This window comes from Pedococcus sp. P1_H8, from assembly GCF_056405175.1.
Genome location: NZ_JBFUCP010000006.1, coordinates 23,737 through 46,534, shown reverse-complemented (window position 1 = coordinate 46,534; position 22,798 = coordinate 23,737). Strand labels below are relative to the sequence as shown.

Below are 22,798 nucleotides of genomic sequence, written 5' to 3'. Positions count from 1 at the left end.
CGCTCGAATAAATATTATTTAAACCTTCTCTCTCTCAGACACGTCCTGTCTGGCAGGCTTGGCCCATGCCCGTCGACCACCCCTCGCCCGACGACTCCCCCACCGAGGGTGGGCATGACCTTGGCCTGCACGCCAGCGTGCTCGACAAGCTGGGTCAGGAGATCGTGTCGGGCACGGTGCCGGTCGGCAGCATCGTGCGGATCGACCAGCTCGACGAGCGTTTCGGTGTCTCCCGCTCCGTGGTCCGGGAGGCCGTGCGAGTCCTGTCGTCCATGGGGCTGGTCGAGACCCGGCGCCGGCTCGGGGTACGGGTGCGCCCCCGGGCCCAGTGGAACGTCTTCGACCCGCGCGTCATCCGCTGGCGCCTCGACGGCCCCGACCGTGAGGACCAGCTCGTGTCGCTCGGCGAGCTGCGGCGTGGTTTCGAACCCGTGGCCGCCGAGCTCGCCGCCGACCGCGCGACCCCGGAGCAGTGCGGCGCGATGGCCGCAGCCGTGATGCAGATGACCGTGCACGCCAAGTCCGGGGACCTGGTGGCCTACCTCGAGGCGGACAAGGACTTCCACCGCACCATGCTCGAGGCCTCGGGCAACGAGATGCTCGCCGCCTTGGCGACCGTGGTCGACGAGGTGCTCTCCGGTCGAACCCACCACGACCTGATGCCGCGCACTCCGAACCCCGCGGCCATCCGCCTGCACGGCGACGTGGCCCAGGCCATCGGTTCCGGAGACGGCAAGGCCGCCAGTGCCGCGATGGCCTCGATCATCGACGAGGCGAGCGCTGCCGTGCGAGGGGCCAAAGACGCCGGCCACCAGGACTGAGCCCGGCGCGCGTCCGGCGTTGATGCCAGGCCCCCACCGTCAGCCGTGCCGCGTCACAGCCAGGCACACGGCGCCGGCTACAGGTCGCAGGTATTGACGAGGTCGCCGGACACCGGGCGTGCTCGCAACCCGTCCGCCGGTGGCTGCACCCCTCGCTCGACCCATCCGGTGAGGTCGTCGAACGCGGTGCGCGCGCACGGAAGGAGGGGACGCAGCCGGTCGGGGAATGCGGCATACAGGCCGTCCGTGTGGGTGCCGTCCGCGACGCTGTAGTACCGGTGCAGGGCACCGGCACCGGCCTGCTTGACCAGTCGGTCGTACACGTCTGCGTCGGTGGTCGGCGGCAAGAGCGTGTCGAGCGTGCCCTGCACCGTGAGCATGGGCTTGCCGATGGCGCCGGTGAGCTGCACGGAGGCCACCGCGTCCTTCACCGGCTGGGGCCGCGAGGCGTAGTCGTAGTCGGCGTCGCAGTGCGGAGTTCCGCTGGCACAGAAGGGAATTCCGGCCTTGAGATTGCCGTCGTAGCTCGGGTCGAACTCCTCTCGATAGATGCGCTGGGTCAGGTCCCAGTAGACGGCCTCGTGGAACGGCCACAGGAACTCCGACCCGGGCACGAACCCGGCCCCGATGATCGCGTCGTGGGCCGCTGGGTCGCCCGTCGCGGCATACCGGGGGTAGTTCTTCAGGGCAGTGGGCAGGTAGGTGAGCAGGTTCGGGCCCTCCGCGCGGAACAGCGTGCCCTCCCAGTCGAGTCCGCCGTCGTAGAGCTCTGGGCGGTTCTCGAGCTGCCAGCGGGTGAGGTAGCCGCCATTGGAGATCCCGAACAGGTAGGTGCGCGCGGGGGCCTTGGCGTAGACCTGCTTGACGACGCGCTGGGTGGCGAGGGTCAGCTCGGTGACCCGCTGGTTCCACTCCGCGATCGACCCGCCGGGCACGGAGCCGTCGTCGTAGAAGGACGTGCCCGTGTTGCCCTTGTCGGTCGAGGCGAACGCGTACCCCTTGCTCAGCACCCAGTCGCCGATGATGAAGTCGTTGGCGTACTGCGCTCGGACGCCGGGCGCGCCACTGACGATGAGGCCGCCGTTCCAGTCGTCCGGGATCCTGATCACGAACTGGCTGTCGTGCTTCCAGCCGTTGTTGGAGTTGGTGGTCGAGGTGTCGGGGAAGTACCCGTCGACCTGGATGCCCGGCACGCCGCTGGGGTTCTTGGTGCCGGCCGCGTGTAGACCTGCCCAGTCATTGGGGTTGGTGTGCCCGCTCGCGACCGTGCCGGCGGTGGTGAGGTCATCGAGGCACGCGACCTTCTGCAGCTCCGCACCCGGCACCGCGATCTTGCCCTGGCGGGCGCAGTGCTCACCCTGCGGCTTGTCCGCGGCAGCCGGCGCAGCCGTGCCGAGCGCTGCCCCGACGGCGATTACGGCTGAGGCCGCCAGGGCTGCGGCGCGGCGGCGTGACGTCGTTGTCAGCGGCGCGATGGTCAGTGGCGCGATGGTCAGGGGCATGGTGCTCATGCAAGGCCAAGCGGGAGCACCCCTCAATGTGGGTGCCCCACACAAACCCGGTGTGCCGCGTGTGCCCTTCGCGTCGCACGCCAACCATCAGGCTCACCTATCTTGATCTCTACCTAGGGGCTAGGTAGAATAAGACCATGCCCCATCGCTCCGATCCTCGGATGACCATCGCCACCCAGTTGGTTCTGGGCGCCCTACTCGCCGATCCGGCTCGCGAGCTCTATGGTCTCGAGATCGGCGAACAGGCAGGTCTGCCGAGCGGGACGATCCACCCGATCCTGGCCCGCCTCGAAGGCCTCGGTTGGGTGGAGTCCAGCTGGGAGGACATCGATCCCCGCGTCGAGGGCAGGCCCCAGCGTCGCTACTACCGACTCTCGGCCACCGGCGCCGAGAGTGCCCGCCGGGCTGTCGCGCGCGCCTACCGGGGCCGCGCGGCCCCGCGCCCCCATCCCCTGGGTGGGACGACGTGATGACCGCGGCCCGCCAGTCGGATGCGCAGTGGACGATTGCCTCGCCCTGGCCGTCGCGCATCGTGCACCTCGCGACGCACGCTCTCCCGGCGGGCGCGGTGCGAGACCGCTACCGGCTGGAGTTCCTCGCGGAGCTCGCGGAGCTGCCCGGCCCACGCCAGACCCGCCATGCCGCGGGCATCCTGACCCACTCCCTGGCGTTGCGCTCGGCCGTCCGAGGCGCCCAGGTCGCTCCCCTGGAGGCCGTCATGACTGCACCGACCAAGCCGCTCCTCTGCAGGACGAACGTCCACCACCACTGGGAGTGGGCCCACACGCCTGACGGTGAGCGCTACATCCGGTGTGCTCGTTGCCTGAAGGAGAAGGACTCCGGTGCCGGCGGCCAGTGGGTCGGCGGCGCCAGCATGGGAGGTGGCTACACCGGCCCCTAGCCAGCGGCCCGGACGCGCAGGACGTCGCGCGTGAGTTCCATCTGCCCCCGGTGCTGGGCGAGCTCCTCGTAGACGTGCAGCAGCACCGCACCCTGCGTGGCGTAGCCGTCACGAGGATCCGGGTTGGCGGGAGGCGCGCCGACGTCGCTGGCCGCCACCCACTCGGACAGGCTCCGACGCAGGCGATCGGTCTGGGCCGCGAGGTCGGTCACCGCGCCGGTGGCGGTGAACTCGCTCGGGCGGTCCCGTGGGACGACCACACCGAGGTTGGTCGTGGAGGCCCAGGCCGCACACATCCCGAGGCAGTGGGTGAGGATCGCGAAGGGGCTGTTGGCGCCGGGCAGGTCTGGCCGCTGGTTGGCGAGGTCGTCGCCGAGGTCGACGACGATGTCGCGCATCGCCACGAGCGCCTCGTCGCAGAACCTCAGGAAGGTGTCCTTGTCGATCACGGCTGGCCCGTCTCGAGGAGCCGTCGAAAACCTGCCTCGTCGAGGATCGGCCGACCCAGCTCGCGCGCCTTGTCCTCCTTGGTCCCGGCGTTCTCCCCCACGACGACGTAGTCGGTCTTCTTGGACACCGACCCCGACGCCTTGCCGCCACGCGACAGGATCGCCTCCTTGGCAGAGTCGCGCGAGAAGCCCTCGAGGGACCCGGTGACAACGATGGTCAGGCCGGCGAGGGTCTGCTCGACGGACTCGTCGCGCTCGTCCGCCATCACCACCCCGTCGGCCTGCCACTGCTCCACGATCTGGTCGTGCCAGTCGACGGAGAACCACGCGGCCACGGCCTCTGCGATGACGCCTCCGACCCCCTCGACGCCCGCCAGGTCCTCGGGACGCTCCTTCGCCGCCGTGCGTAGGGCGTCCATCGTGGCGAAGTGCTGGGCCAGCGCCCTCGCTGCCGTCGGCCCGACGTGACGGATCGACAGGGCGACGATGACCCGCCAGAGGGGTTGCTGCTTGGCCTGCTCGAGGTTCTCCGAGAGCCGGATCCCGTTGGCGGACAGCACCTTTCCATCGACGACGGAATCCACCGGGTCGGACTTCTTGGCGGCCCGGGTGAACAGCGGCACCGTTGCCAGTCGTGCGCGCCCGGCCTCACCGGCCAACCCGAAGAGGCCACTCTCGTCCTCGAGCACGCCTGACTCGAGCAGGGCGACGGAACCCTCCCAGCCCAGGGCCTCGATGTCGAACGCTCCGCGCCCTGCCAGCCCGGCCAGCCGTTCCCGCAGCTGGGAGGGACAGGTGCGGGAGTTGGGACAGCGAATGTCCTTGTCCCCCTCCTTCTCCGGCGCCAGGGGCGTCCCGCAGGAGGGGCACTCGGTGGGCATGACGAACTCACGTTCGGTGCCGTCACGCAGGTCGACCACTGGTCCGAGGATCTCGGGGATCACGTCACCGGCCTTGCGCAGCACCACGGTGTCGCCGATCAGCACGCCCTTGCGGCGCACCTCGTCGCCGTTGTGCAGGGTGGCCCGCTCGACCGTCGAGCCCGCCACCACGACCGGCTCCATCACGCCGAACGGCGTCACGCGCCCCGTGCGGCCGACGTTGACGAGGATGTCGAGGAGCTTGGTGTTGACCTCCTCGGGTGGGTACTTGAACGCGATCGCCCAGCGCGGCGCCCGCGAGGTGGAGCCGAGCTGGCGCTGCAACGAGATCTCGTCGACCTTGATGACGATGCCGTCCAGCTCGTGCTCCACGCTGTGCCGCTCCGCGCCGTACTGGTCGATGAACTGCTGGACCCCGTCGATCGAGTCGAGCACGCGGTAGTGCGTCGAGATCGGCAGCCCCCACTCGCGGAACAGGTCGTAGGCCTGTGACTGCCGGGTCAGCTCGAAGCCCTCACGAAGGCCGATGCCGTGCACCAGCATGCGCAGGCCACGACTGGCGGTGACGCGCGGGTCCTTCTGCCGCAACGAACCCGCCGCGGTGTTGCGCGGGTTGGCATAGGGCGCCTTGCCCGCCTCGACGAGGCTCGCGTTGAGGTCACCGAACGCCTCCACAGGGAAGTAGACCTCGCCCCGGATCTCGACCCGCGCCGGGTGGTTGGACCCGGCCAGCTGGTGCGGGATGCCCTGGATGGTCTTGACGTTGTTGGTCACGTCCTCGCCCGTGCGCCCGTCGCCCCTGGTGAGGGCGCGCACGAGGCGACCCCTCTCATAGAGCAGGTTGACGGCCAGCCCGTCGATCTTCAGCTCGCACAGATAGTGGTATGCCGCGGACCCGGCATCGCGCGCGACCCTCGCCGCCCAGGCGGCGAGCTCCTCGGGCGAGAAGCAGTTGTCGAGGCTGAGCATCCGCTCGAGGTGGTCCACCGCGGTGAAGTCGGTCGAGAAGACGGCGCCGCCGACCTGCTGGGTCGGGCTCTCGGGCGTGCGCAGCTCGGGGAACTCCTCCTCCAGCTCGCCCAGCCGGCGGATCAGCCGGTCGTAGTCACCGTCGCTGATCGTCGGCGCATCCCTCACGTGGTAGGCGAACTGGGCCGCCGTTGCCTGCTCGGCCAGCTCGGCCCACTCGTGGCGAGCGGCGTCCGTGGCGTGCTCCAGCGCAGACCCAGGGGCAGCCGTCGAGTCGTTCTCAGTCACGCTGCCCATCCTGCCGTACGCCTCCGACACCTGTGCCGCCGACGGAGGCAGGGCCGGGCACACGGCATACCGGAATCCGTAGCCAAAGGACCCGCTCTCGGCGAGGATGGCTGGAACCGGACCCCCCACCGCCCGAGGAGCCTGCGACATGACCAATCTCGCCACCAACCTGGTCGCCACCGCTCAGGAACGGCCGGACCAGCCGGCCATCAAGTTCATGGGCAACGACATCACCTATGCCCAGATCCACGGCATGGCGGCGAAGGTGGCGGGGTCGCTGCGCGCCGCGGGGGTCGAGCCGGGTGACCGGGTGGCGATCATCCTCCCGAACGTGCCGGCGTTCCCGGTCGTGTTCTTCGGCTCGCTCCTGGGCGGGGCGATCGTCGTGCCGATGAACCCGCTGCTCAAGTCGGGCGAGATCGACTTCTTCTTCACCAACTCCGGCGCCAAGGTCGCGTTCGTGTGGCCCGACTTCGTCGCCGAGGCCACCGAGGGTGCCAAGAACTCCGGCACGCGGATCATCCCCTGTGGACCGATGGGGCCGGCCGAGGGAGCCCTCGAAGGAGGCGACCCGATCGCCGAGCCGGTCGACCGGGACGACGAGGACACCGCGATCGTGCTCTACACCTCCGGCACGACCGGGCGCCCCAAGGGTGCCGAGCTCACCCACCGGAACATCCACCTCAACGCCCACCGCAGTGCCGTCGAGATCCAGGCGACCACGCCCGACGACGTGGTGATGGGCTGCCTGCCGCTGTTCCACGTGTTCGGGCTCGTCGTCGGGCTCAACGCCGCGGTCATCGCCGGCGCGGCGCTGGCGCTCATCCCCCGGTTCGACCCGGCCGAGGCGATCAAGGTGATCGGCAACGAGAAGGTCACCATCTTCATGGGCGTCCCCACCATGTATGCCGCGATCCTCAACCACCCCGACTCCGACGCCCTCGACGCGACCTCGCTGCGCACCTGCTGCTCGGGCGGGTCCGCGATGCCCTTGGAGGTCATGAAGGCGTTCGAGGAGAAGTTCGGCTGCATGATCCTCGAGGGCTACGGCCTGTCCGAGACCTCACCGGTGGCGTCCTTCAACATGCCGACGCGAGAGCGCAAACCCGGCACCATCGGCGTCGCGATCCCCGGCTGCGAGATGAAGCTGATCGATCTGGAGGGCAACGACGTCCCGGCCGGTGAGGGCGTCGGCGAGATCGCGATCCGCGGTGACAACGTGATGAAGGGCTACTGGCAGAACCCCGAAGCCACCGCCGAGGCCATCCCTGACGGCTGGTTCCGCACCGGCGACCTGGCCACCGTGGACGATGAGGGCTACTACACGATCGTCGACCGCAAGAAGGACATGATCCTGCGCGGGGGCATGAACGTGTACCCGCGTGAGGTCGAAGAGGTGCTCTACACCCACCCCGACGTGCTCGAGGCCGCCGTGGTGGCGGTGCCGGACGAGCTGCTCGGGGAGGACGTTGGCGCTGCCGTCGCGCTGCGTCCGGGTGCCACGGCGACGCTGGAGGACGTGCAGACCTTCGTCAAGGAACGGATCGCCGCCTACAAGTACCCGCGCCACATCTGGGCCGTTCCCGAGCTGCCCAAGGGCCCCACAGGCAAGATCCTGCGCCGCGAGGTGCACAAGCCGGCCGACGCTGACGCCTGACGCGCGCGCGTTCGCGAGTTTGAAGGATCCGCAGGGTCAGGACGCGGCGGATCCTTCAAACTCGGCGTCGACCTGGTCAGGGCGTGGCGCGGCGCCGGGCCGGAAGGCCGATCACCACGGCTGACACCAGCACGATCGCGGCGCCCAGCAGCTGAGGCCAGGCCAGGTGCTCGCCGAGGACGACGACGCCCAGCAGGACCGACACGACCGGGATGAGGTAGGTGACGGTGGTGCTGACCGTGGCACCCGCGCCACGCACCACGTCGAACTGCAGCATGTAGGCCAGCCCGGTCCCCACGACGCCCAGCACCAGGACGCAGAGCAGCGGCAGGAGCACGCCCCCGCTCTCGAGGTTGACGTGCCCGGCCCACGGCGCGGCATAGGCGTCGCGGTTGAGCAGCCACCACACGAGCAGGACCGGCACCATCAGGACGGACCCCACCAGCAGCAGCGCCGTGGGCATGGAGAGCCCACCCAGGTCTGCGCCGCCCAGGAAACGCCGGTTGTAGGTCCAGCCCAGGCCGTAGGACGCGCCGGCCACGAGAGTCATGCCGAATCCGAGCAGGTCGGGTCGGCCGGCGGACTCCCACGGCTGCATGATCACGATGACCCCGGCGAACCCGATGACCACGGCCGCCAGCTTGCGCGGTGACAGGCGGTCACTCGGAAGCAGGGCCAGCGCGAAGAAGACGGCGGCCAACGGCGTGGTGGCGTTGCCGATCCCGGCCAGTGCGGAGGAGACCCGCACCTCTCCGGCGGCGAACAGGCTGAACGGCAGCGCGGTGAGGAAGACTCCCGACACGGCGAGGTGGCCCCAGGTGCGGCGCGCGCGGGGCAGGCGACCACCCGTGATGGCCAACAGGGTCAGCAGCGTCGCGGTGCCGGCGAAGATGCGCAGCCCGGAGATCTGCAGCGGGGCCATGGTGCGCAGCCCGACCTTCATCAGCAGGAAGCTGGATCCCCAGATGAAGGCGAGCAGGACGTACTTGGCCTGCCAGGGCACGCGGGTCACCCGGGTCGGGGTGACGGTGGGGGTGGTGGCGACACTGCTGCTCATTGGTGCGTCAACTCTCGGCTCGTTCCGACCATTCCGCGGCCACGGCGACCGCTGCGCGTTGAACGCGCCAGGCCCCCTCTGGTGTGAGTCCGGGCAACCCGCAGGCCGGGCTGGCAGTGAGGTCGCCCAGGGACTTCGTCGGCATGCCAGCGTCGTGCCAGCCCCGGCTGACGACGTCGGCGGCCCGGCGGACGGTGCCGCTGGCATCGGTGGGCAGGCACCCGGCATACAGGGCGACGCCGTCCTCGACGGTGGCGGCGATCGACTCCCAGCGCTGGGGGGTGAGGGCGGTGACGTCGAGGGCGACGGCGCCGACCCCGGTGGCCCGGAGCAGCGGCAGGGGTATGCCGGGGTCGCAGCAGTGCACGACCGTCGCCGCCGCCTCGATGGCGGGGTGGTCGGTCGCGGCGGCGAGCACGTCGCGCAGGCCGTTCATCGCCGCGAGTGGGTCGACGGGGCGCAGGTGGCCGTAGCCGGATGCGGTGGGCAGGTGGCCCGCGAGGACGGCGGGCAGGGACGGCTCGTCCAGCTGGAGCACGAGCGAGGCGCCCGGGACGAGGCGGGCGACGTCGGCGAGGTGGACCCGCAGCCCCTCGGCCAGCGAGCCGACGAGGTCGCGCAGCGCGCCGGGGTCGGCCAGCGCCTTCTCACCGCGCTGGAGCTCGATGCCGGCCGCGAGCGTCCACGGGCCGGTGCACTGGACCTTGAGGTCGCCCTGGTAGCCGTCGAACGCCTCGGCGAGCTCGTCGAGGTCCTGGCGCAGCAGGGCCGCCGTGCGCTGGGCGTCGTGCCCGCCACGCTCGACGAACCGCCAGCCACTGGGCTGGAGGTCCACGTGCAGGTCGACCAGCAGTCCGGCGGCGCGACCGATCATGTCCGCGCCGGGACCGCGGGCGGGCAGCTCGGGAAGGTAGGGCAGGTGGCCATCGCCCAGGATGTCGCGGACACCCTTGAGCGCCTCGCGGATGTCGGTGCCCGGGAGAGATCCGATGCCAGTTGCGCGAGCCACGCCCCGAGACTAGTCAGCCCTGCCGACAGTCCTTCAGTCCGGGAGCTCGCTCGGCAGGACCACCGCGTCCACCAGCGCGCCGTTGCGGATGACGGTGACTTCCATCCGCTGCCCGATCGCGTCGGTGAAGAGGCGCTTCTGCAACGACTGGGCATCGCCGAGCGGGGCGCCGTCGATCGCCAGGACCAGGTCGCCTGCGAGCAAGCCGCTCTTCGCTGCCGGGCTCTTCTCGACGACCTCGACGACTCGGAGCGCGCCGCGCTGCCCGTACCGCTCGGCCTGGGTGGGCGTCAGCCGTGCAGGGGTGCTCACGAGACCGAGGTACGCGCGCCGAACCCGACCGTCGTGCATCAGCGCGTAGATGATCCGATGCGTCGTGGCATTGATGGGAACCGCCATGCCGAGACCTATTCCTGCGACGGCCGTGTTGATCCCGACGACACGACCCCGGCTGTCGGCGAGCGCCCCGCCGGAGTTGCCGGGGTTGAGCGCCGCGTCGGTCTGGATGACGTCCTCGATCAGCCGCGCGGTCGTCCGGGTCCGCACCGGCATACTGCGGCCGAGGGCGCTCACCACGCCCGCCGTCACGGTGCCCGAGAGGCCCAGCGGGTTGCCGACGGCCACCACCAGCGAGCCGACGAGGAGCGAGCTCGCGTCGCCGAACTCAGGCGGGGCAGGTACCGCACGATCCGCGCGGATGACCGCAATGTCGGAGAGAGGGTCACGGCCCACGACCTCGAAGTGGGCGACCGTGCCGTCGGCGAACTCCGCCGTGCCTCCGCCGGCGTCGCCGACGACGTGGGCATTGGTGACGAGGTGGGACTCGCCGGTCAGCACCACGGCCGACCCCGCGGACTCACCGCGGCGCGACTGGATCCGCAGCGCGGCGACCTTCGGCGTCAGCTGGGCCGCAACGGAGGTGACAATCGCTGAGTAGGCGTCCAGCGCGGCCGACTCTGCCGCTGGGTCAGTGGTCATGCCAGTGACAACGAGCGGTGGCCACGGAGGGATTCCTGGGTTCACCGACGGCGAACGGCGCAGATGTTCTGGGCAGTCTCGGCACTGGCTGAGACTGCGGTCACCCGTGCTGTTACCCGGCTGATACCGGGCCAGCACCAGCCTGGAACCACCTCGTGTCACAACGGTCTGACCACGGGAGGTCCGGCACTCAGGTCGACCGCCCTCGACCCTCGAAGGAACCGATCATGTTCACCACTCGCCGCACCATCACCACCACGATCGCCCTGGCCAGCCTCCTCGTCCTGGGCGCCGGAGCCCTCCCCGCCACCGCCCGCCAGGACGCCGGCCCGGTCGTCGTTCACCCGACCACCGACGACCGCCACTGCACGCTCGCCCGCGTGGGGACCCAGTTCGTCAAGTGCGACAACCTCACCGGCAACGGCGTGTCGGCCCCGGGCTGGATCCCTCGCGGCTGAGCATCCCTTTCGAAGATCTGCCGGATCACTCTTGCCGGGGCGCGGACGTGGGAGCAGTGTTAGCCGTGACGGTAGCGCCGTCGGGGCGCCGCCCCGAGCAGAGGAGTTTCGTCGTGTATGCACGCACCACCACCGTCCAGGCAGACCCCTCCAAGATCGACGACGGGATCGCCAATGTCCGTGACGAGGTCACGCCGGCGATCACCGCGATGGATGGATGTGTCGGGATGTCGATGCTCGTCGACCGCGCGTCCGGCCGCTGCATCGCCACGTCGTCGTGGGAGTCAGAAACTGCGCTGCGCGACAGCGCAGACAAGGTTCTTCCCCTCCGGGATGCAGCAGAGCTGGCCCTGGGCGCCAGCACCAGCACCGTGGACACGTGGGAGGTCGCAGTCGTCCACCGCGACCACGCCATGCCGGACGGCGCCTGCGCTCGGATCACCTGGCTGAGCGGGATGGCCGACCATGCCGAACGTGCCTCCGACGTCTTCCGGATGGCCGTCCTCCCCAGGGTTCAGGAGCTCGACGGCTTCTGCAGCGCCAGTCTGCTCATCAGCCGCGAGACCGGCCGAGCCGTCGGCACCGTCACCTTCGAGCGGCGCGAGCAGCTCGAGGCCAGCCGCGATGCCGCTGCCAGCATTCGCGAAGCAGCCAGCAGGGACATCGGGGCGACCGTCGACGACGTGATGGAGATGGAGGTAGCGCTCGCTCATCTCCACCTCCCTGAGATGGTGTGACAGCAGGGCGTCAGGCACAGTCTGCCGGGGTGGTCCGCGCTCGCCCCCGGACCATCCCGCGCTTCCGCACGTTCCCAGCGTCAGGTCGCGTCGTACTGCGCGATCAGCCGCTTCGGAGCAGCGCAGCGCCAGGCGTCCTCGATGATCTCCTCGACGTGCGGCCAGTCGATGTCGTCGATGTCGAGGTAGACCCCGACCCACCCGCGGTGACCCATGTACGGCGGCCGGAAGTAGCGCACCGGCTCCGCTGCGACCAAGGCGGACTGCACCCCTTCGGGGGCAGCCGTCCAGATGGCGGTGCGGTCGTCGTGGTGCTCCTGCGCAGCCATCACGAACGTCTTCCTCCCGCCGGCGAACCAGCAGGGCTCGCCGTGCGACTCCCGCTGCTCCGTCTCCGGGAACGCCAGACACAGCGACCGGACCCGCGCGAGCGGTGACCCGTCCCGGATCTCGCCACGCGGCCTACGGTCAGCCGTCGCGCTCCTCGGGGCTCCGGGCCTCGCTCCTTCGTCGCTCGTGTCCTCGCCCGGTCGTCGCCGCTCCACTATCTCTCGAGCCAGGTGGACGCGATCGTCGCCGAGCCGACCACGCGCGTCCCTTCATAGAGGACCACGGACTGGCCGGGTGCAACCCCGCGGAGCCGGCCGGACAGGCGCACCTCCACGTCGTCGCCGGCCGCCCAGGCCTGAGCCGGCACCTCCTCGCCGTGCGCGCGCACTTGGGCGCCCACTTCGACGACGCCCTCGGGCGGCGGACCGCACCACCGGGCGTGGTCACCGCGAATCGCGTTGACCCCCAACAGGTCTGACGTGCCAATCATGACCCGGTTGGCGGCCGCGTCCACCGACACGACGTAGCGCGGGTCGCCGTCCATGACCGAGCGGTCGAGTCCCAGCCCCCGTCGCTGACCGACGGTGTAGGCGTAGGCGCCCTGGTGCGCGCCGACGACCTCACCGGACTCAGCGTCGACGATCTCGCCGGGCTGCTCCCCCAGCCGAGACGTGAGCCAGCCGCGGGTGTCGCCGTCGGCGATGAAGCAGATGTCGTGGGAGTCGGGCTTGCTCGCTACGTAGAAGCCGCGCTCCTTGGCCTCGGCGCGGATCTCGGGCTTGGCGGTGTCACCCAGGGGGAAGAACGCCCGATCCAGCTGGTCGGCATCGAGCACCCCCAGCACGTAGGACTGGTCCTTGGCCATGTCGACGGCACGGTGCAGCTCTCGGCCGCCGTCGTCGCGCTCGACGACCTGGGCATAGTGACCGGTCGCCACCGCGTCAAACCCCAGCGCGACCGCCTTGTCGAGCAGGGCTGAGAACTTGATCTTCTCGTTGCAGCGCAGGCAGGGGTTGGGAGTGCGTCCGGCGGAGTACTCCGCGACGAAGTCCTCCATCACGTCGCGCTTGAACCGCTCGGCCATGTCCCAGACGTAGAAAGGGATTCCGAGCACGTCGGCCACGCGGCGAGCATCCCCGGCGTCCTCGATCGTGCAGCAGCCACGCGCCGACTCGCGCAGCGTCGCGGCGCTCTGCGACAGGGCGAGGTGCACACCGACGACCTCGTGCCCAGCATCGAGCATTCGTCCGGCAGCGACCGCGGAGTCGACTCCGCCAGACATCGCGGCGACGACCCGCATCAGTCGGTCCACCCGCTGGCCCGCCGGGCACGGTCGATCGCTGCGGGCAGTGCCGCCAGCACGGCGTCGACGTCGGCATCGGTGGACGTGTGGCCGAACGTCAGGCGCAGCGCGCCCCGCGCGGACTCCTCAGGGATCCCCATCGCGAGCAGCACGTGCGACGGCTGCGGCACGCCCGCCTGGCACGCCGAACCGGTCGAGCACTCGACGCCCGCGGCGTCGAGGAGATAGAGCAGCGAGTCGCCTTCGCAGCCGGGCACGAGCAGGTGCGCGTTGCCGGGCAGCCGGTGTATGCCGTCGCCGGCCTCCCACGCGCCCGTCGCCGTGATGTCGTAGCCGAGGTCCATCGCCGAACGGATCAGCCTGTCCCGCATTGCCATCAGCCGAGGCGCCTCCACCGAGATGGTGGCGACGGATTCCTCCATGGCGACAGCGAACGAACGGATCGCGGGGACGTCGAGGGTCCCGCTGCGGATCTGCCGCTCCTGTCCCCCACCGAAGCTCTGGGGCACGACCACAGCGTCGCGTCGCACGAGCAGCGCACCGACGCCCAGCGGCCCGCCCACCTTGTGGCCGGTCACCGTCATCAGGTCGGCTCCGGACTCGGCGAAGTCCACAGGGAGGTGTCCGGCGGCCTGCACCGCGTCGGTGTGGAACGGCACCCCGAACTCATGGGCGAGCGCCGCGAGCGCCGCGACGGGCTGCACGGTCCCGACCTCGTTGTTGGCCCACATGACGGTGACCAGGGCCACCGAGTCGGGGTCCTCCTCGATCGCGGCACGCACCGCGTCGGTCGTGATGAAGCCGAGCGCGTCCGGCTCCACCCAGGTGACCTTGGCCCCCTCCAACGCGACCAGGTGCTCGACGCAGTCGAGGACGGCGTGGTGCTCGATCGCGCTGCAGACGATGCGCACGCGGCCCGGGTCTGCCTCGCGCCGTGCCTCGAACGTGCCGGCGACGGCCAGGTTGTCCGACTCAGTGCCCCCGGAGGTGAAGACCACCTCGGACGGCCGCGCGCCGAGGGCCTTGGCCAACCGCTCGCGCGACTCCTCGACGACCCGACGGGCCATCCGGCCAGAGGTGTGCAGCGAGGACGCGTTGCCGGTGGTGGCCAGCTGGTCGGCCATCGCCGCGATGGCCGATGGGAGCATCGGCGTGGTGGCGGCATGGTCGAGGTAGGCGGTCACCGGCAAAAGTTTACGCGTCAACCGCTCAACCTTCGGTCGGAGTGTGGCGTTGGGTACGTCAGCGGGCGACGAGCCACCGCCGCTGCCGAGCTCGGGACTACCGTCAGGGCTCGGGACGGTCTGTTGGAAGGGGGCAGGGTGCAGCACCGCGAGGTGGCCGCGTTCGAGCAGTTCGCGGAGCGGGTCATGCCCCGACTCCTGCGGACGGCCTGGCTCCTGACCGGAGACCCGACCCGTGCGGAGGACGCCGTCCAGGAGTCCCTCGTCCGGCTGTTCGGGGTGTGGCCAAGGGTCCGTCACGACGAGCCCGAGGCCTACTGCCACCGCATCCTACGCAACCTCGTGGTCAGCACGTGGCGCAAGGATCGCCGGCTCGTCCTCGTGGACCAGGTCCGCGACGATGCCGACGGCGGCCGCGCCACCCACGACGGGCGCCGCGCCACCGACGACGCCGGCACACGACTCGACCTGGTGCGTGCCCTGCAGGAGCTGCCTGCCCGCGAGCGCGAGGTCGTGGTCCTGCGGCACTACGCAGACTTGTCCGAGCGTGCGGTTGCCGAGCTGCTCGGAGTCAGCGTCGGCACCGTGAAGTCATCGTCCTCCCGCGGGCTCGAGCGCCTGCGCAGCCTCATCTCCGACAAGGGGGAAGCCCATGTCCAGTGACCTCGACCTCATCGAGCGCCTCCGCACCGACCCCGCCCCCTCGATGCACGTCTCCCTCTCGGACGTCATGACCGAGGGCCGGCGCCGCCACACCCGGCGGACCGCCCGCTGGCTTGCTGCCGGTGCTGCAGCGGCCGTCGCCGCGGCCCTGGTGGTGGCCGTTGCCGTCCAGCTGTCCGGTCCGGCACGCACGGCGCCACCCGCCGGGACCCCCAGCGGCGTCTCTGCCGGCAGTTACGTCTGGCAGCCCGCGCAGCCCGGGCTCTCCGGGGCGGCCACCATCGTGGCGGCCGGGGGTTCCTACGCCCTGCGGGTGGACGGAGGCGTGATGACCGTCAAGGTCACCCGCGACGGCGCCAGCGCCGCACCCCTCAGCGCCGCGCTGCTCAGCACCGGGGCGGCGTGGCGGGCGGTCGACGGCACCTCGGGACAGCGCGTCCTCGTCGGGGTCGTCCCCGGCAAGGCCGACGACGTCGTCTACCAGCCCGGTCTGGCCGCGTCGATGGCCGAGCACACCGTGGTGACTCGGGCTGCCGGTGACTTCACGGCATACGTCATCGCCTTTGCCGTGCCGCAGAGCGTGACCACGATCGCCAGGGACGTGGGCTGGCTGACCACCAACGCGGGGATGCCCACCTGGGCCCTTGGCGATGGCGGGGGCAGCGCGGGTCTGGCGCTGGACCTGGATGGCGAGGTCCCTTCGCTGCTGCCGCCCTACGACGTGACCGTCACCGGACCGCCGTCGACGACCACGCCGCCGAGGAAGGCCGTGGAGCTGAGCATCTCCGTGGGCGAGGTTCGGATTGGAGCGCCCCTCACGGCGAGCGTCGACGGAGGTGCCGTCGTCGTGGGGTCCGGGGGGCTCCAGACCCAGCTCGTCGGTGCCGACCCCGAGTCCGCCTTCGGCTACGACACGATCGCCCTGGCCGACGGCCGGTCGCTGGTGTGGGGAGTACTCCCCCAGGGGATCAAGTCGGTGCGGCCGACGGTGGACGGCGGGGTGCGGGTGGGCGTCCCCGTGCTCGCCAACCTTGTGGTCCTGCCCTACACCGCGTTCGCCGTGCTCGTCGAGGGCACGCCGGAGCACGTGGTGGGCCTCAAGGCGGAGTTCGCCGGCCGCCCCGGTGGCATCAGCGTGACCCGGTAGCGCGGGGCGCGACTTTCCTGACCGTCCCTTTACCTACGGGGCGTAACCGCACCCGACTCCCCTCGTTGGACACGGCATACCGACCATCGTCGTTGCTGGTCCACGAAGGGAACTACATGCACACCCTGAACAGAACCCGGGCAGTCGTCGCGACAGCCGCCACGGCCGCCCTGGCCGCCATGGCCCTCGCCACGCCCGCTTCGGCAGGCCTGCTGTCCTCAGGTCAGCCGCACCAAAACACGTCCCTCGCTCCGGTCCAGCCCTGGCTGGCTTCCCAGCTGGGCGTGCTCAAGGCCGCCACCCCCACCACCGTCCTCGTGCACGGCACCGACACCGCGGCCGCGACCCAGGCCGTGCAGGCCGCTGGTCTGCGCAAGGTGACGACGTTCGACAAGATCGGCGTCGTCGTGGCCACGGGACTGCCCGCTCAGGTGCAGGCGGTTCGTTCGCAGCCGGGCGTCACCTACGTCGAGGGCAACCAGCCCATCGAGATGCTGCTGTCGACCTCCAACAAGGCCACCCGCGGCGACGAGGCGCGGAACACCCTCACGGGCGCCAACGGGACCGCGCTCGACGGCAAGGGCGTCTCCGTCGCCGTCATCGACTCCGGTGTCGACCCGACGCACCCGTTCCTGAAGAACCCCGACGGCACCTCCGCCGTCGTCAAGAACCTCAAGATGGTCTGTGAGCCCCTGACCGAGAGCACCTGCGCCCCGGTCGACGCCGGCTCGGCCAACACCGACCTGCTGTCCGGTGGCGGGCACGGCATGCACGTCAACGGGATCGTCGCCGGTCGCGACGTCACGCTGTCGGATGGCACGAAGATGCACGGTGCCGCCCCCGGCTCGAGCCTGGTCAGCATCAGCACCGGTGCCGTCCTGTTCATCATCGGCGCCGATGCTGCCCTCAACTGGGTGCTCGAGAACCACAACGCCCCCTGTGGCGCGGGCGTCCCGGCCAGCACCTGCCCGCCGATCAAGGTGACGTCGAACTCCTACGGCCCCAGTGGTGGTGGCGCGTTCGACCCGAACTCGGCCACGGCCAAGATCCAGCGCGCCCTGGTCAAGGAGGGCGTGGTGAGCGTCTGGGCCAACGGCAACGACGGTGGCGACGGGTCGGAGGACCTGTCCAACCCGCCCGGCAAGGACCCAACCCCCGGCATCCTCTCGGTGGCCTCGTTCTTCGACCAGAACACCGGCACCCGCGACGGCACCGTGTCGGACTTCTCCAGCCGCGGCAAGGCCGGCGACAAGTCGACCTACCCGGACATCTCGGCTCCGGGTGAGGACATCACCAGCTCGTGCCGCGTCTACCTGCCGATCTGCTCCTCGGGGCTCGACCCCCAGGACGGCGGCGACTACAACACGATCAGCGGCACCTCGATGGCCACCCCGCACATCTCGGGCATCGTCGCGCAGCTGTTCCAGGCCAACCCGAACGCCACCCCGGCGCAGATCGAGGCGGCCTTGGAGAGCACGGCGTACAAGTACACCAACGGTGCCTCCTACGAAGCCGGCACCAACGGCACGACGAGCTTCGACAAGGGCCACGGCCTGGTCGACGTCGTCGCCGCCGCCAACGCCATCCGCTAGCAGCCAGCGGAGGGTGCGAAGTTCCCGGGCCCTGTGAGGGGGACCCGGGAACTTCGTCCGGTACCTGCGTGCGCACGGCGCAGACCGGGGGAACGCCTCGGACCACCCCCTGTGGTCCGGGGCGTTCTCGGTGTGCCGGTGCGAAACGGCATACCAAGACCGACCTGTGCACAGAGGCGCGGTATGCCGCGTGCCCGGCGCACGCCGAAGGCCCCCGACCAGCGKGGTCGGGGGCCTTCGGTGCAGTACTGGTGATCAGCGCGCTGGCTCAGCGCGGTCGCTCCGCGCGCTGGTGATCAGCCCTTCGAGGCCTCAGCCCTTGGAGGCATTGACGGCCTCGGTGGCCTGCGGGAGGACCGTGAACAGGTCACCCACGACCCCGAAGTCGACGAGCTCGAAGATGGGGGCTTCCTCGTCCTTGTTGATCGCGATGATCGTCTTGGACGTCTGCATGCCCGCGCGGTGCTGGATGGCCCCGGAGATGCCACACGCGACGTACAGCTGCGGCGACACCTGCTTGCCGGTCTGGCCGACCTGCGAGGTGTGCGGGTACCAGCCTGCGTCGACGGCGGCGCGCGAGGCGCCGACCGCGGCACCGAGGGAGTCCGCGAACGTCTCGACGGGCGAGAAGTCGCCGCCCGTGCCGCGACCACCGGAGACCACGATCGCTGCCTCGGTCAGCTCAGGGCGGCCAGTGGCCTCCTTGGGCTTGGACTCGGTGACCTTGGCGCCCTTGGCAGCCTCGGAGATGGTCGGCTCGAACACCTCGTCGGCGGCCGCGCCGGCAGCCTCCTCGGGAGCGGCCGAGTTGGGCTTGACCGTGATGATCGGGGTGCCCTTGGTGATGGTCGACTTCACGCTGTAGGAACCCGCGAAGACGGACTGGGTGGTGGACACGCCACCGCCGTCGCCAGCCTGCACGTCGACGGCGTCGGTGATCAGGCCGGAGTCGGTCTTGATCGCCAGCCGGGCCGCGATCTCCTTGCCGGCCGAGTTGCTCGGGATGAGCACGGCGGCGGCGGAGGTCTTCTCGACGAGCTGGGCGAGCAGCTCGGCCTGGGGGGCGACGAGGTAGTCGGTGACGTCGGTGTTCTCGACGCGGTAGACCTTCTCCGCGCCGTACTTGGCCAGCGTCTCCTTCGCGGCGTCGAACCCGGGGCCGACGAAGACGGCGCTGGGCTCGCCGAGGCGGCGGGCGATGGTGAGCAGTTCTGAGGTGGTCTTGCGAACGGTGCCGTTCGCGTGGTCGACCAGGACGAGTACTTCAGCCATGAGTGGTGTTCCTCTTTCTGTTGGTCCTACGCAGCGGTTCCGGGCCGGATCAGATGAACTTCTGCGCGGACAGGAACTCCGCGAGCTTGGTGCCGCCGTCGCCTTCGTCGGTGACGATCTGGCCCTGCTCGCGCGGGGGGCGCTTGGTGAACGACTCGACCTTGGTCCAGGCGGCGTCGAGGCCGACCTGCGAGGCGTCGATGCCGAGGTCGGACAACGCCCACTCCTCGACCGGCTTCTTCTTCGCGGCCATGATCCCCTTGAACGAGGGGTAGCGCGGCTCGTTGATCTGGTCAGTGACCGACACGAGCGCGGGCAGCGTCGCGACGATGGTCTCCGAGGCGGCGTCGCCGTCGCGGCGGATCGTCACCGTGGAGCCGTCCACGGACAGCTCGGACGCGAACGTCACCTGCGGCAGGCCGAGGCGCTCGGCGAGCATCGCGGGGACGACGCTCATCGTGCCGTCGGTCGAGGCCATGCCGGTGATGACGAGGTCGGGGCTGCCGGTCTTCTTGATGGCCTCGGCGAGGACGAGCGAGGTCGCCACGGCGTCAGAGCCGTGGATCGCGTCGTCCTTGACGTGGACGGCCTTGTGGGCCCCCATCTGCAGCGCCTTCTTCAGCGCGTCGGCGGCCTGGTCGGGGCCGACGGTGACGACAGTCACTTCGCCTTCTCCGGCCTCCACGAGCTTGAGGGCCTCCTCGACGGCGTACTCGTCGAGCTCGGACAGCAGACCGTCAACGCCCACTCGGTCGGTGGTGTTGTCGGACTCGTTGAACGTGCGATCGGACTGTGCATCCGGCACGTACTTCACGCAGACGACGATGTTCATGAACTGATCGTCCCCTTCTTGGAATGGATACCGCTGGGATCGACATCGGGTATCGACAGTGAGTGTCGACAGTGAGTATCGAAAATGGGTCAGGTGCCATCCTTACAGCCCGTGCCCGGAATCGACATGTCAGCACCGCGTGACGCTCACCACGAGGCAACCCGTGCAAGTCGACGCACTGCTCGTCAGCAGGTGACGGCTCCCACACCACCCACCTGCCGCAAGTCATCGATGCGCCAAACCGGGCCGTCCGGGCCGGCGCTCCGCTAGCGTCGCCCGCGTGTCGGACATCCAGGTCGAGCGCTGGGAGCGCCGCACCAGCGCGCCCCTCCTCGTGGCGGCGGGGATCTTCCTCGTGGCCTACGCGTGGCCCATCCTCCAGCCCGACCTCTCCAGCACGGCCGCGCTCGCCTGCTCGCTGGTGTCGTGGACCGTGTGGGCGACCTTCGCGATCGACCTGCTCGTCCGCCTTGCTCTGGCCGAACGCCGCTGGCCGTTCCTCCGACGCAACTGGCTCGACGTCGCAACGCTGGCCGTCCCCATGCTCCGCCCCCTCAGGGCCCTGCGCGCCGTCGTGGCTCTCAACGTCCTGAGTCGTCGCGGCAAGGGATTCGTCCGGGGCAGAGTCGTTGCCTACGTGGTCGCCGCCGTCGGCATCGTTGGCCTCGTTGCTGCTTTGGCGATGCTCGATGCCGAACGCGCGAACTCCGACGCCAACATCAAGACGTTCGGCGATGCCCTCTGGTGGGCGGCTACCACGGTCACCACCGTCGGCTACGGCGACCAGGTCCCCACCACGACAGAGGGCCGACTGGTCGGGGTGGGGCTCATGGTCACCGGCATAGCGCTGCTCGGCGTCATCACCGCCGCGCTCGCGTCGTGGTTCGTGGAGAAGGTCGCCGAGGTCCAGGCCGCCGAGGAGCGCACGGAGGAAGAGGTGGCCGACCTCGTCGCCGAGGTCAGAAGCCTGCGACAGGACATCGCGCAGCTCCAGCGCGAACCGCACGAGGTGGACCGCGGTGAGCGCGGAGTCCACGACTTGCGATGAAGACTCGGTTTCTCGTCGCGACTCGGTGGTGCCGTACTCGTAGACAGGGTCAGCCGGCGGCGAGAGACTCAGTGCGGGTCGTCATTGCGACCAAGCCATGGGAGGGAGCGGGCCATGTGGTGGTTGTGGATCCTGATCATCGTCGCGGCAATCGTCGTGCTGGTCATCGTGCTGAACAGACGCGGCACCGGATCGGGCGACCCGAGCTACCGGCCGGACGACCCCCGATCGGGACAGGGACTCGGCGGCCCTCCCGGTCAGTGGGGCCCCGGGGACGGCGGAGGCGGCGCGTAGCCAGACACGGTGCGTCGCAGGAGGGGTCTTCAGGGTGAACACACCACTGGTGTCTCCGCAGGTCGAGCCCCACGGTCTCCCGCTGACTGGGGAACGCACCGGACCTGATACCTGGCACGAGAACTACTGGTTCCGTCGCCACGAGGCGGGGTATGCCGCCGTCCCCGGCCGGGTGCCCACCTCGCCTGCCGTCCTCCTCGACGCCGGCTGCGGTGAGGGGTATGCCGCCGGCCTCCTGCGCCCCTTCTGGCCGGATGTGCGCGTGGTCGGCGTCGACTACGACGCGGCGACCACGGTCCATGCCGCGCGGACCCACGGGGGTGAGCGGGCGGCCTACCTGAGGGGTGCGCTCACGGCGCTGCCGTTGGTGACAGGCACGGCGGACGTGACGGTCTCGCTCCAGGTGCTGGAGCACATCTGGACGCCGGGCGACTACGTGCGCGAGCTGGCCAGGGTGACGCGACCGGGCGGCGTGGTGGTGCTGTCGACCCCGAACCGGCTGACCTTCTCCCCCGGCCTCGGGCGACGGGACAAGCCCTCGAACCTCTATCACTGCCGCGAGTACGACGCCGAGGAGCTCGCGGGCGAACTGGGTCGATGGCTGCCCGGGCTCGAGGTGACGGTGACGGGTCTGCGCCATGGTGAGCGGTTGCTCGACTGGGAGGCCACGCACGGCTCGCTGGTCTCAGCTCAACAGGAGCAGTCACCCGAGGGCTGGGACGGCGGCTTGCGCGAGATCGTCGACTCGGTGTCGGTGGACGACTTCGTCTTCGGCGCGCCTGACGACGACTGCCTCGACCTCTTCGGCATCGTGCGGCTTGCCTCGTAGGACACGCCGTCTTACGCTCTGTCCTATGGGCAGTATCACGTTCCGGAGCGACGAGACCATCGAGGTCGCCCTCGCGGACCTCGCCGAGGGCACCGACCGTTCCCAGGCGATCCGCGACGCGATCCTCGCGGCCTACCAACGCAAGCGCGACGAGCGCCTGCGCGAGCAGGCCCTGGCAGTCTCGACGGACGAGGCCGACGTGGCTGAGGCCCGCTCCGTCCTGCGTGACATGGAGTCGCTCCGTGCGTGGTGACGTCCACCGGCTCAAGAGCACGCGCGGACGCGGTAGCGAGCAGTCCGGTGTGCGCTTGGCGGTTGTCGTGCAGTCCGACGTGCTCCCCTTGTCCACCTGGCTGGTTGCTCCGACCTCGACGAGCGCGCGGCCGACCGACTTCCGCCCACCCATCACCGTGCTGGGACGGGAGACGCGGGTGCTCGTGGAACAGACCGCGGCCGTCGACCCGAACCGCCTTGGCGAACTCGTGGGGCACCTGACCCGCGAGGAGCTCGACCAGGTCGACCGAAGCCTGCGGCTGGTCCTCGCCTTGTAGGTCCCCGACGCGCCGTGGCCTCGCCCTGGTGCCAGCG

25 protein-coding genes are annotated in these 22,798 nt (G+C 70.2%); 14 read left to right on the top strand and 11 right to left on the bottom strand.

The window, feature by feature from the left end:
- Positions 1–65: 65 nt before the first annotated feature.
- Positions 66–821: a FadR/GntR family transcriptional regulator gene (locus AC1DYG_RS09895; protein WP_477639696.1), complete on the top strand. Its 756-nt coding sequence runs from the start codon at positions 66–68 to the stop codon at positions 819–821.
- A gap of 77 nt (positions 822–898) precedes the next feature.
- Here AC1DYG_RS09895 and AC1DYG_RS09890 read toward each other — a convergent pair whose 3' ends face one another.
- Positions 899–2,332 carry a tannase/feruloyl esterase family alpha/beta hydrolase gene (locus AC1DYG_RS09890; RefSeq protein ID WP_477639695.1) on the bottom strand — a complete coding sequence of 478 codons (1,434 nt, stop codon included), beginning with the start codon at positions 2,330–2,332 and terminating at the stop codon, positions 899–901.
- 137 nt (positions 2,333–2,469) lie between these two features.
- Here AC1DYG_RS09890 and AC1DYG_RS09885 point away from each other — a divergent pair, with 137 nt between their 5' ends.
- Together AC1DYG_RS09885 and AC1DYG_RS09880 are read left to right on the top strand one after the other, a co-directional pair.
- Entirely contained in the window at positions 2,470–2,802 is a 333-nt protein-coding gene (locus AC1DYG_RS09885; protein WP_477639694.1) for a PadR family transcriptional regulator, read from the top strand.
- The gene (locus tag AC1DYG_RS09880) at positions 2,802–3,233 is read left to right on the top strand and encodes an SET domain-containing protein (RefSeq protein WP_477639693.1); all 432 of its coding nucleotides are present in this window, start codon (positions 2,802–2,804) and stop codon (positions 3,231–3,233) included. Before AC1DYG_RS09885 ends, AC1DYG_RS09880 begins: the two co-directional genes overlap by 1 nt.
- Here AC1DYG_RS09880 and AC1DYG_RS09875 read toward each other — a convergent pair.
- Positions 3,230–3,682: a mycothiol transferase gene (locus AC1DYG_RS09875; RefSeq protein ID WP_477639692.1), complete on the bottom strand. Its 453-nt coding sequence runs from the start codon at positions 3,680–3,682 to the stop codon at positions 3,230–3,232. The genes AC1DYG_RS09880 and AC1DYG_RS09875 overlap by 4 nt on opposite strands.
- Positions 3,679–5,829: an NAD-dependent DNA ligase LigA gene (ligA, locus tag AC1DYG_RS09870; protein ID WP_477639906.1), complete on the bottom strand. Its 2,151-nt coding sequence runs from the start codon at positions 5,827–5,829 to the stop codon at positions 3,679–3,681. The genes AC1DYG_RS09875 and ligA overlap by 4 nt, the downstream gene beginning before the upstream one ends.
- Positions 5,830–5,968: 139 nt before the next feature.
- Between ligA and AC1DYG_RS09865 the strand changes: the two genes are divergently transcribed.
- A complete protein-coding gene (locus AC1DYG_RS09865; RefSeq protein WP_477639691.1) occupies positions 5,969–7,477 on the top strand; it encodes a long-chain-fatty-acid--CoA ligase in 1,509 nt (502 codons plus the stop codon).
- A gap of 76 nt (positions 7,478–7,553) precedes the next feature.
- On the opposite strand, the gene AC1DYG_RS09860 is transcribed toward AC1DYG_RS09865, so the two are convergent.
- Genes AC1DYG_RS09860 through AC1DYG_RS09850 form a run of 3 tightly spaced genes read right to left on the bottom strand, consistent with a single transcriptional unit; the run spans position 7,554 to position 10,521 of the window.
- Positions 7,554–8,534, bottom strand: a complete 981-nt coding sequence (locus tag AC1DYG_RS09860) for a DMT family transporter (protein ID WP_477639690.1) — start codon at positions 8,532–8,534, stop codon at positions 7,554–7,556.
- A gap of 7 nt (positions 8,535–8,541) precedes the next feature.
- Positions 8,542–9,543, bottom strand: a complete 1,002-nt coding sequence (locus tag AC1DYG_RS09855) for a uroporphyrinogen decarboxylase/cobalamine-independent methonine synthase family protein (protein ID WP_477639689.1) — start codon at positions 9,541–9,543, stop codon at positions 8,542–8,544.
- A gap of 33 nt (positions 9,544–9,576) precedes the next feature.
- Positions 9,577–10,521 (bottom strand): S1C family serine protease, encoded by a 945-nt coding sequence (locus AC1DYG_RS09850; RefSeq protein ID WP_477639688.1) that lies wholly within the window; start codon positions 10,519–10,521, stop codon positions 9,577–9,579.
- Positions 10,522–10,748: 227 nt separating this feature from the next.
- Here AC1DYG_RS09850 and AC1DYG_RS09845 point away from each other — a divergent pair, with 227 nt between their 5' ends.
- On the top strand, positions 10,749–10,979 hold the full coding sequence (locus AC1DYG_RS09845) for a hypothetical protein (RefSeq protein ID WP_477639687.1): 231 nt from the start codon (positions 10,749–10,751) through the stop codon (positions 10,977–10,979).
- Between the two features lie 113 nt (positions 10,980–11,092).
- Complete coding sequence (locus AC1DYG_RS09840) at positions 11,093–11,716, top strand: hypothetical protein (RefSeq protein ID WP_477639686.1); 624 nt, start codon at positions 11,093–11,095, stop codon at positions 11,714–11,716.
- Between the two features lie 80 nt (positions 11,717–11,796).
- Here AC1DYG_RS09840 and AC1DYG_RS09835 read toward each other — a convergent pair whose 3' ends face one another.
- Genes AC1DYG_RS09835 through AC1DYG_RS09825 form a run of 3 tightly spaced genes read right to left on the bottom strand, consistent with a single transcriptional unit; the run spans position 11,797 to position 14,533 of the window.
- Complete coding sequence (locus AC1DYG_RS09835; protein ID WP_477639685.1) at positions 11,797–12,261, bottom strand: MmcQ/YjbR family DNA-binding protein; 465 nt, start codon at positions 12,259–12,261, stop codon at positions 11,797–11,799.
- Positions 12,261–13,346 carry a tRNA 2-thiouridine(34) synthase MnmA gene (gene mnmA, locus AC1DYG_RS09830; RefSeq protein ID WP_477639684.1) on the bottom strand — a complete coding sequence of 362 codons (1,086 nt, stop codon included), beginning with the start codon at positions 13,344–13,346 and terminating at the stop codon, positions 12,261–12,263. Before mnmA ends, AC1DYG_RS09835 begins: the two co-directional genes overlap by 1 nt.
- The gene (locus AC1DYG_RS09825; protein WP_477639683.1) at positions 13,346–14,533 is read right to left on the bottom strand and encodes a cysteine desulfurase family protein; all 1,188 of its coding nucleotides are present in this window, start codon (positions 14,531–14,533) and stop codon (positions 13,346–13,348) included. Before AC1DYG_RS09825 ends, mnmA begins: the two co-directional genes overlap by 1 nt.
- 138 nt (positions 14,534–14,671) lie before the next feature.
- Here AC1DYG_RS09825 and AC1DYG_RS09820 point away from each other — a divergent pair, with 138 nt between their 5' ends.
- From AC1DYG_RS09820 to AC1DYG_RS09810, 3 genes are all read left to right on the top strand, one after another.
- Complete coding sequence (locus AC1DYG_RS09820; protein WP_477639682.1) at positions 14,672–15,196, top strand: SigE family RNA polymerase sigma factor; 525 nt, start codon at positions 14,672–14,674, stop codon at positions 15,194–15,196.
- On the top strand, positions 15,186–16,343 hold the full coding sequence (locus AC1DYG_RS09815; protein WP_477639681.1) for a hypothetical protein: 1,158 nt from the start codon (positions 15,186–15,188) through the stop codon (positions 16,341–16,343). Before AC1DYG_RS09820 ends, AC1DYG_RS09815 begins: the two co-directional genes overlap by 11 nt.
- A gap of 116 nt (positions 16,344–16,459) precedes the next feature.
- Positions 16,460–17,935 carry a S8 family peptidase gene (locus AC1DYG_RS09810; protein ID WP_477639680.1) on the top strand — a complete coding sequence of 492 codons (1,476 nt, stop codon included), beginning with the start codon at positions 16,460–16,462 and terminating at the stop codon, positions 17,933–17,935.
- Positions 17,936–18,247: 312 nt separating this feature from the next.
- Here AC1DYG_RS09810 and AC1DYG_RS09805 read toward each other — a convergent pair whose 3' ends face one another.
- Positions 18,248–19,207 (bottom strand): electron transfer flavoprotein subunit alpha/FixB family protein, encoded by a 960-nt coding sequence (locus tag AC1DYG_RS09805; protein WP_477639679.1) that lies wholly within the window; start codon positions 19,205–19,207, stop codon positions 18,248–18,250.
- 49 nt (positions 19,208–19,256) lie between these two features.
- Positions 19,257–20,039 carry an electron transfer flavoprotein subunit beta/FixA family protein gene (locus tag AC1DYG_RS09800; RefSeq protein WP_477639678.1) on the bottom strand — a complete coding sequence of 261 codons (783 nt, stop codon included), beginning with the start codon at positions 20,037–20,039 and terminating at the stop codon, positions 19,257–19,259.
- A gap of 280 nt (positions 20,040–20,319) precedes the next feature.
- On the opposite strand from AC1DYG_RS09800, the gene AC1DYG_RS09795 reads away from it, so the two are divergent.
- From AC1DYG_RS09795 to AC1DYG_RS09775, 5 genes are all read left to right on the top strand, one after another.
- Entirely contained in the window at positions 20,320–21,087 is a 768-nt protein-coding gene (locus AC1DYG_RS09795; RefSeq protein ID WP_477639677.1) for a potassium channel family protein, read from the top strand.
- Between the two features lie 114 nt (positions 21,088–21,201).
- Positions 21,202–21,381 carry a hypothetical protein gene (locus AC1DYG_RS09790; RefSeq protein WP_477639676.1) on the top strand — a complete coding sequence of 60 codons (180 nt, stop codon included), beginning with the start codon at positions 21,202–21,204 and terminating at the stop codon, positions 21,379–21,381.
- Positions 21,382–21,415: 34 nt separating this feature from the next.
- Entirely contained in the window at positions 21,416–22,210 is a 795-nt protein-coding gene (locus tag AC1DYG_RS09785; RefSeq protein WP_477639675.1) for a class I SAM-dependent methyltransferase, read from the top strand.
- A gap of 25 nt (positions 22,211–22,235) precedes the next feature.
- Positions 22,236–22,463 carry a hypothetical protein gene (locus tag AC1DYG_RS09780; protein WP_477639674.1) on the top strand — a complete coding sequence of 76 codons (228 nt, stop codon included), beginning with the start codon at positions 22,236–22,238 and terminating at the stop codon, positions 22,461–22,463.
- Positions 22,453–22,761 carry a type II toxin-antitoxin system PemK/MazF family toxin gene (locus AC1DYG_RS09775; protein WP_477639673.1) on the top strand — a complete coding sequence of 103 codons (309 nt, stop codon included), beginning with the start codon at positions 22,453–22,455 and terminating at the stop codon, positions 22,759–22,761. Before AC1DYG_RS09780 ends, AC1DYG_RS09775 begins: the two co-directional genes overlap by 11 nt.
- The last annotated feature ends 37 nt before the right edge of the window (positions 22,762–22,798 follow it).

Bases quoted from the DNA above. Each gene is read 5' to 3' on its own strand.
- AC1DYG_RS09885 (WP_477639694.1), top strand. From the start codon at position 2,470: ATGCCCCATCGCTCCGATCCTCGGATGACCATCGCCACCCAGTTGGTT.
- AC1DYG_RS09880 (WP_477639693.1), top strand. From the start codon at position 2,802: ATGACCGCGGCCCGCCAGTCGGATGCGCAGTGGACGATTGCCTCGCCC.
- mnmA (WP_477639684.1), bottom strand. From the start codon at position 13,346: ATGCGGGTCGTCGCCGCGATGTCTGGCGGAGTCGACTCCGCGGTCGCT.
- AC1DYG_RS09780 (WP_477639674.1), top strand. From the start codon at position 22,236: ATGGGCAGTATCACGTTCCGGAGCGACGAGACCATCGAGGTCGCCCTC.
- AC1DYG_RS09895 (WP_477639696.1), top strand. From the start codon at position 66: ATGCCCGTCGACCACCCCTCGCCCGACGACTCCCCCACCGAGGGTGGG.
- AC1DYG_RS09805 (WP_477639679.1), bottom strand. From the start codon at position 19,207: ATGGCTGAAGTACTCGTCCTGGTCGACCACGCGAACGGCACCGTTCGC.
- ligA (WP_477639906.1), bottom strand. From the start codon at position 5,829: ATGGGCAGCGTGACTGAGAACGACTCGACGGCTGCCCCTGGGTCTGCG.
- AC1DYG_RS09860 (WP_477639690.1), bottom strand. From the start codon at position 8,534: ATGAGCAGCAGTGTCGCCACCACCCCCACCGTCACCCCGACCCGGGTG.
- AC1DYG_RS09815 (WP_477639681.1), top strand. From the start codon at position 15,186: ATGTCCAGTGACCTCGACCTCATCGAGCGCCTCCGCACCGACCCCGCC.
- AC1DYG_RS09850 (WP_477639688.1), bottom strand. From the start codon at position 10,521: ATGACCACTGACCCAGCGGCAGAGTCGGCCGCGCTGGACGCCTACTCA.
- AC1DYG_RS09890 (WP_477639695.1), bottom strand. From the start codon at position 2,332: ATGAGCACCATGCCCCTGACCATCGCGCCACTGACCATCGCGCCGCTG.
- AC1DYG_RS09865 (WP_477639691.1), top strand. From the start codon at position 5,969: ATGACCAATCTCGCCACCAACCTGGTCGCCACCGCTCAGGAACGGCCG.
- AC1DYG_RS09810 (WP_477639680.1), top strand. From the start codon at position 16,460: ATGCACACCCTGAACAGAACCCGGGCAGTCGTCGCGACAGCCGCCACG.
- AC1DYG_RS09845 (WP_477639687.1), top strand. From the start codon at position 10,749: ATGTTCACCACTCGCCGCACCATCACCACCACGATCGCCCTGGCCAGC.
- AC1DYG_RS09800 (WP_477639678.1), bottom strand. From the start codon at position 20,039: ATGAACATCGTCGTCTGCGTGAAGTACGTGCCGGATGCACAGTCCGAT.
- AC1DYG_RS09790 (WP_477639676.1), top strand. From the start codon at position 21,202: ATGTGGTGGTTGTGGATCCTGATCATCGTCGCGGCAATCGTCGTGCTG.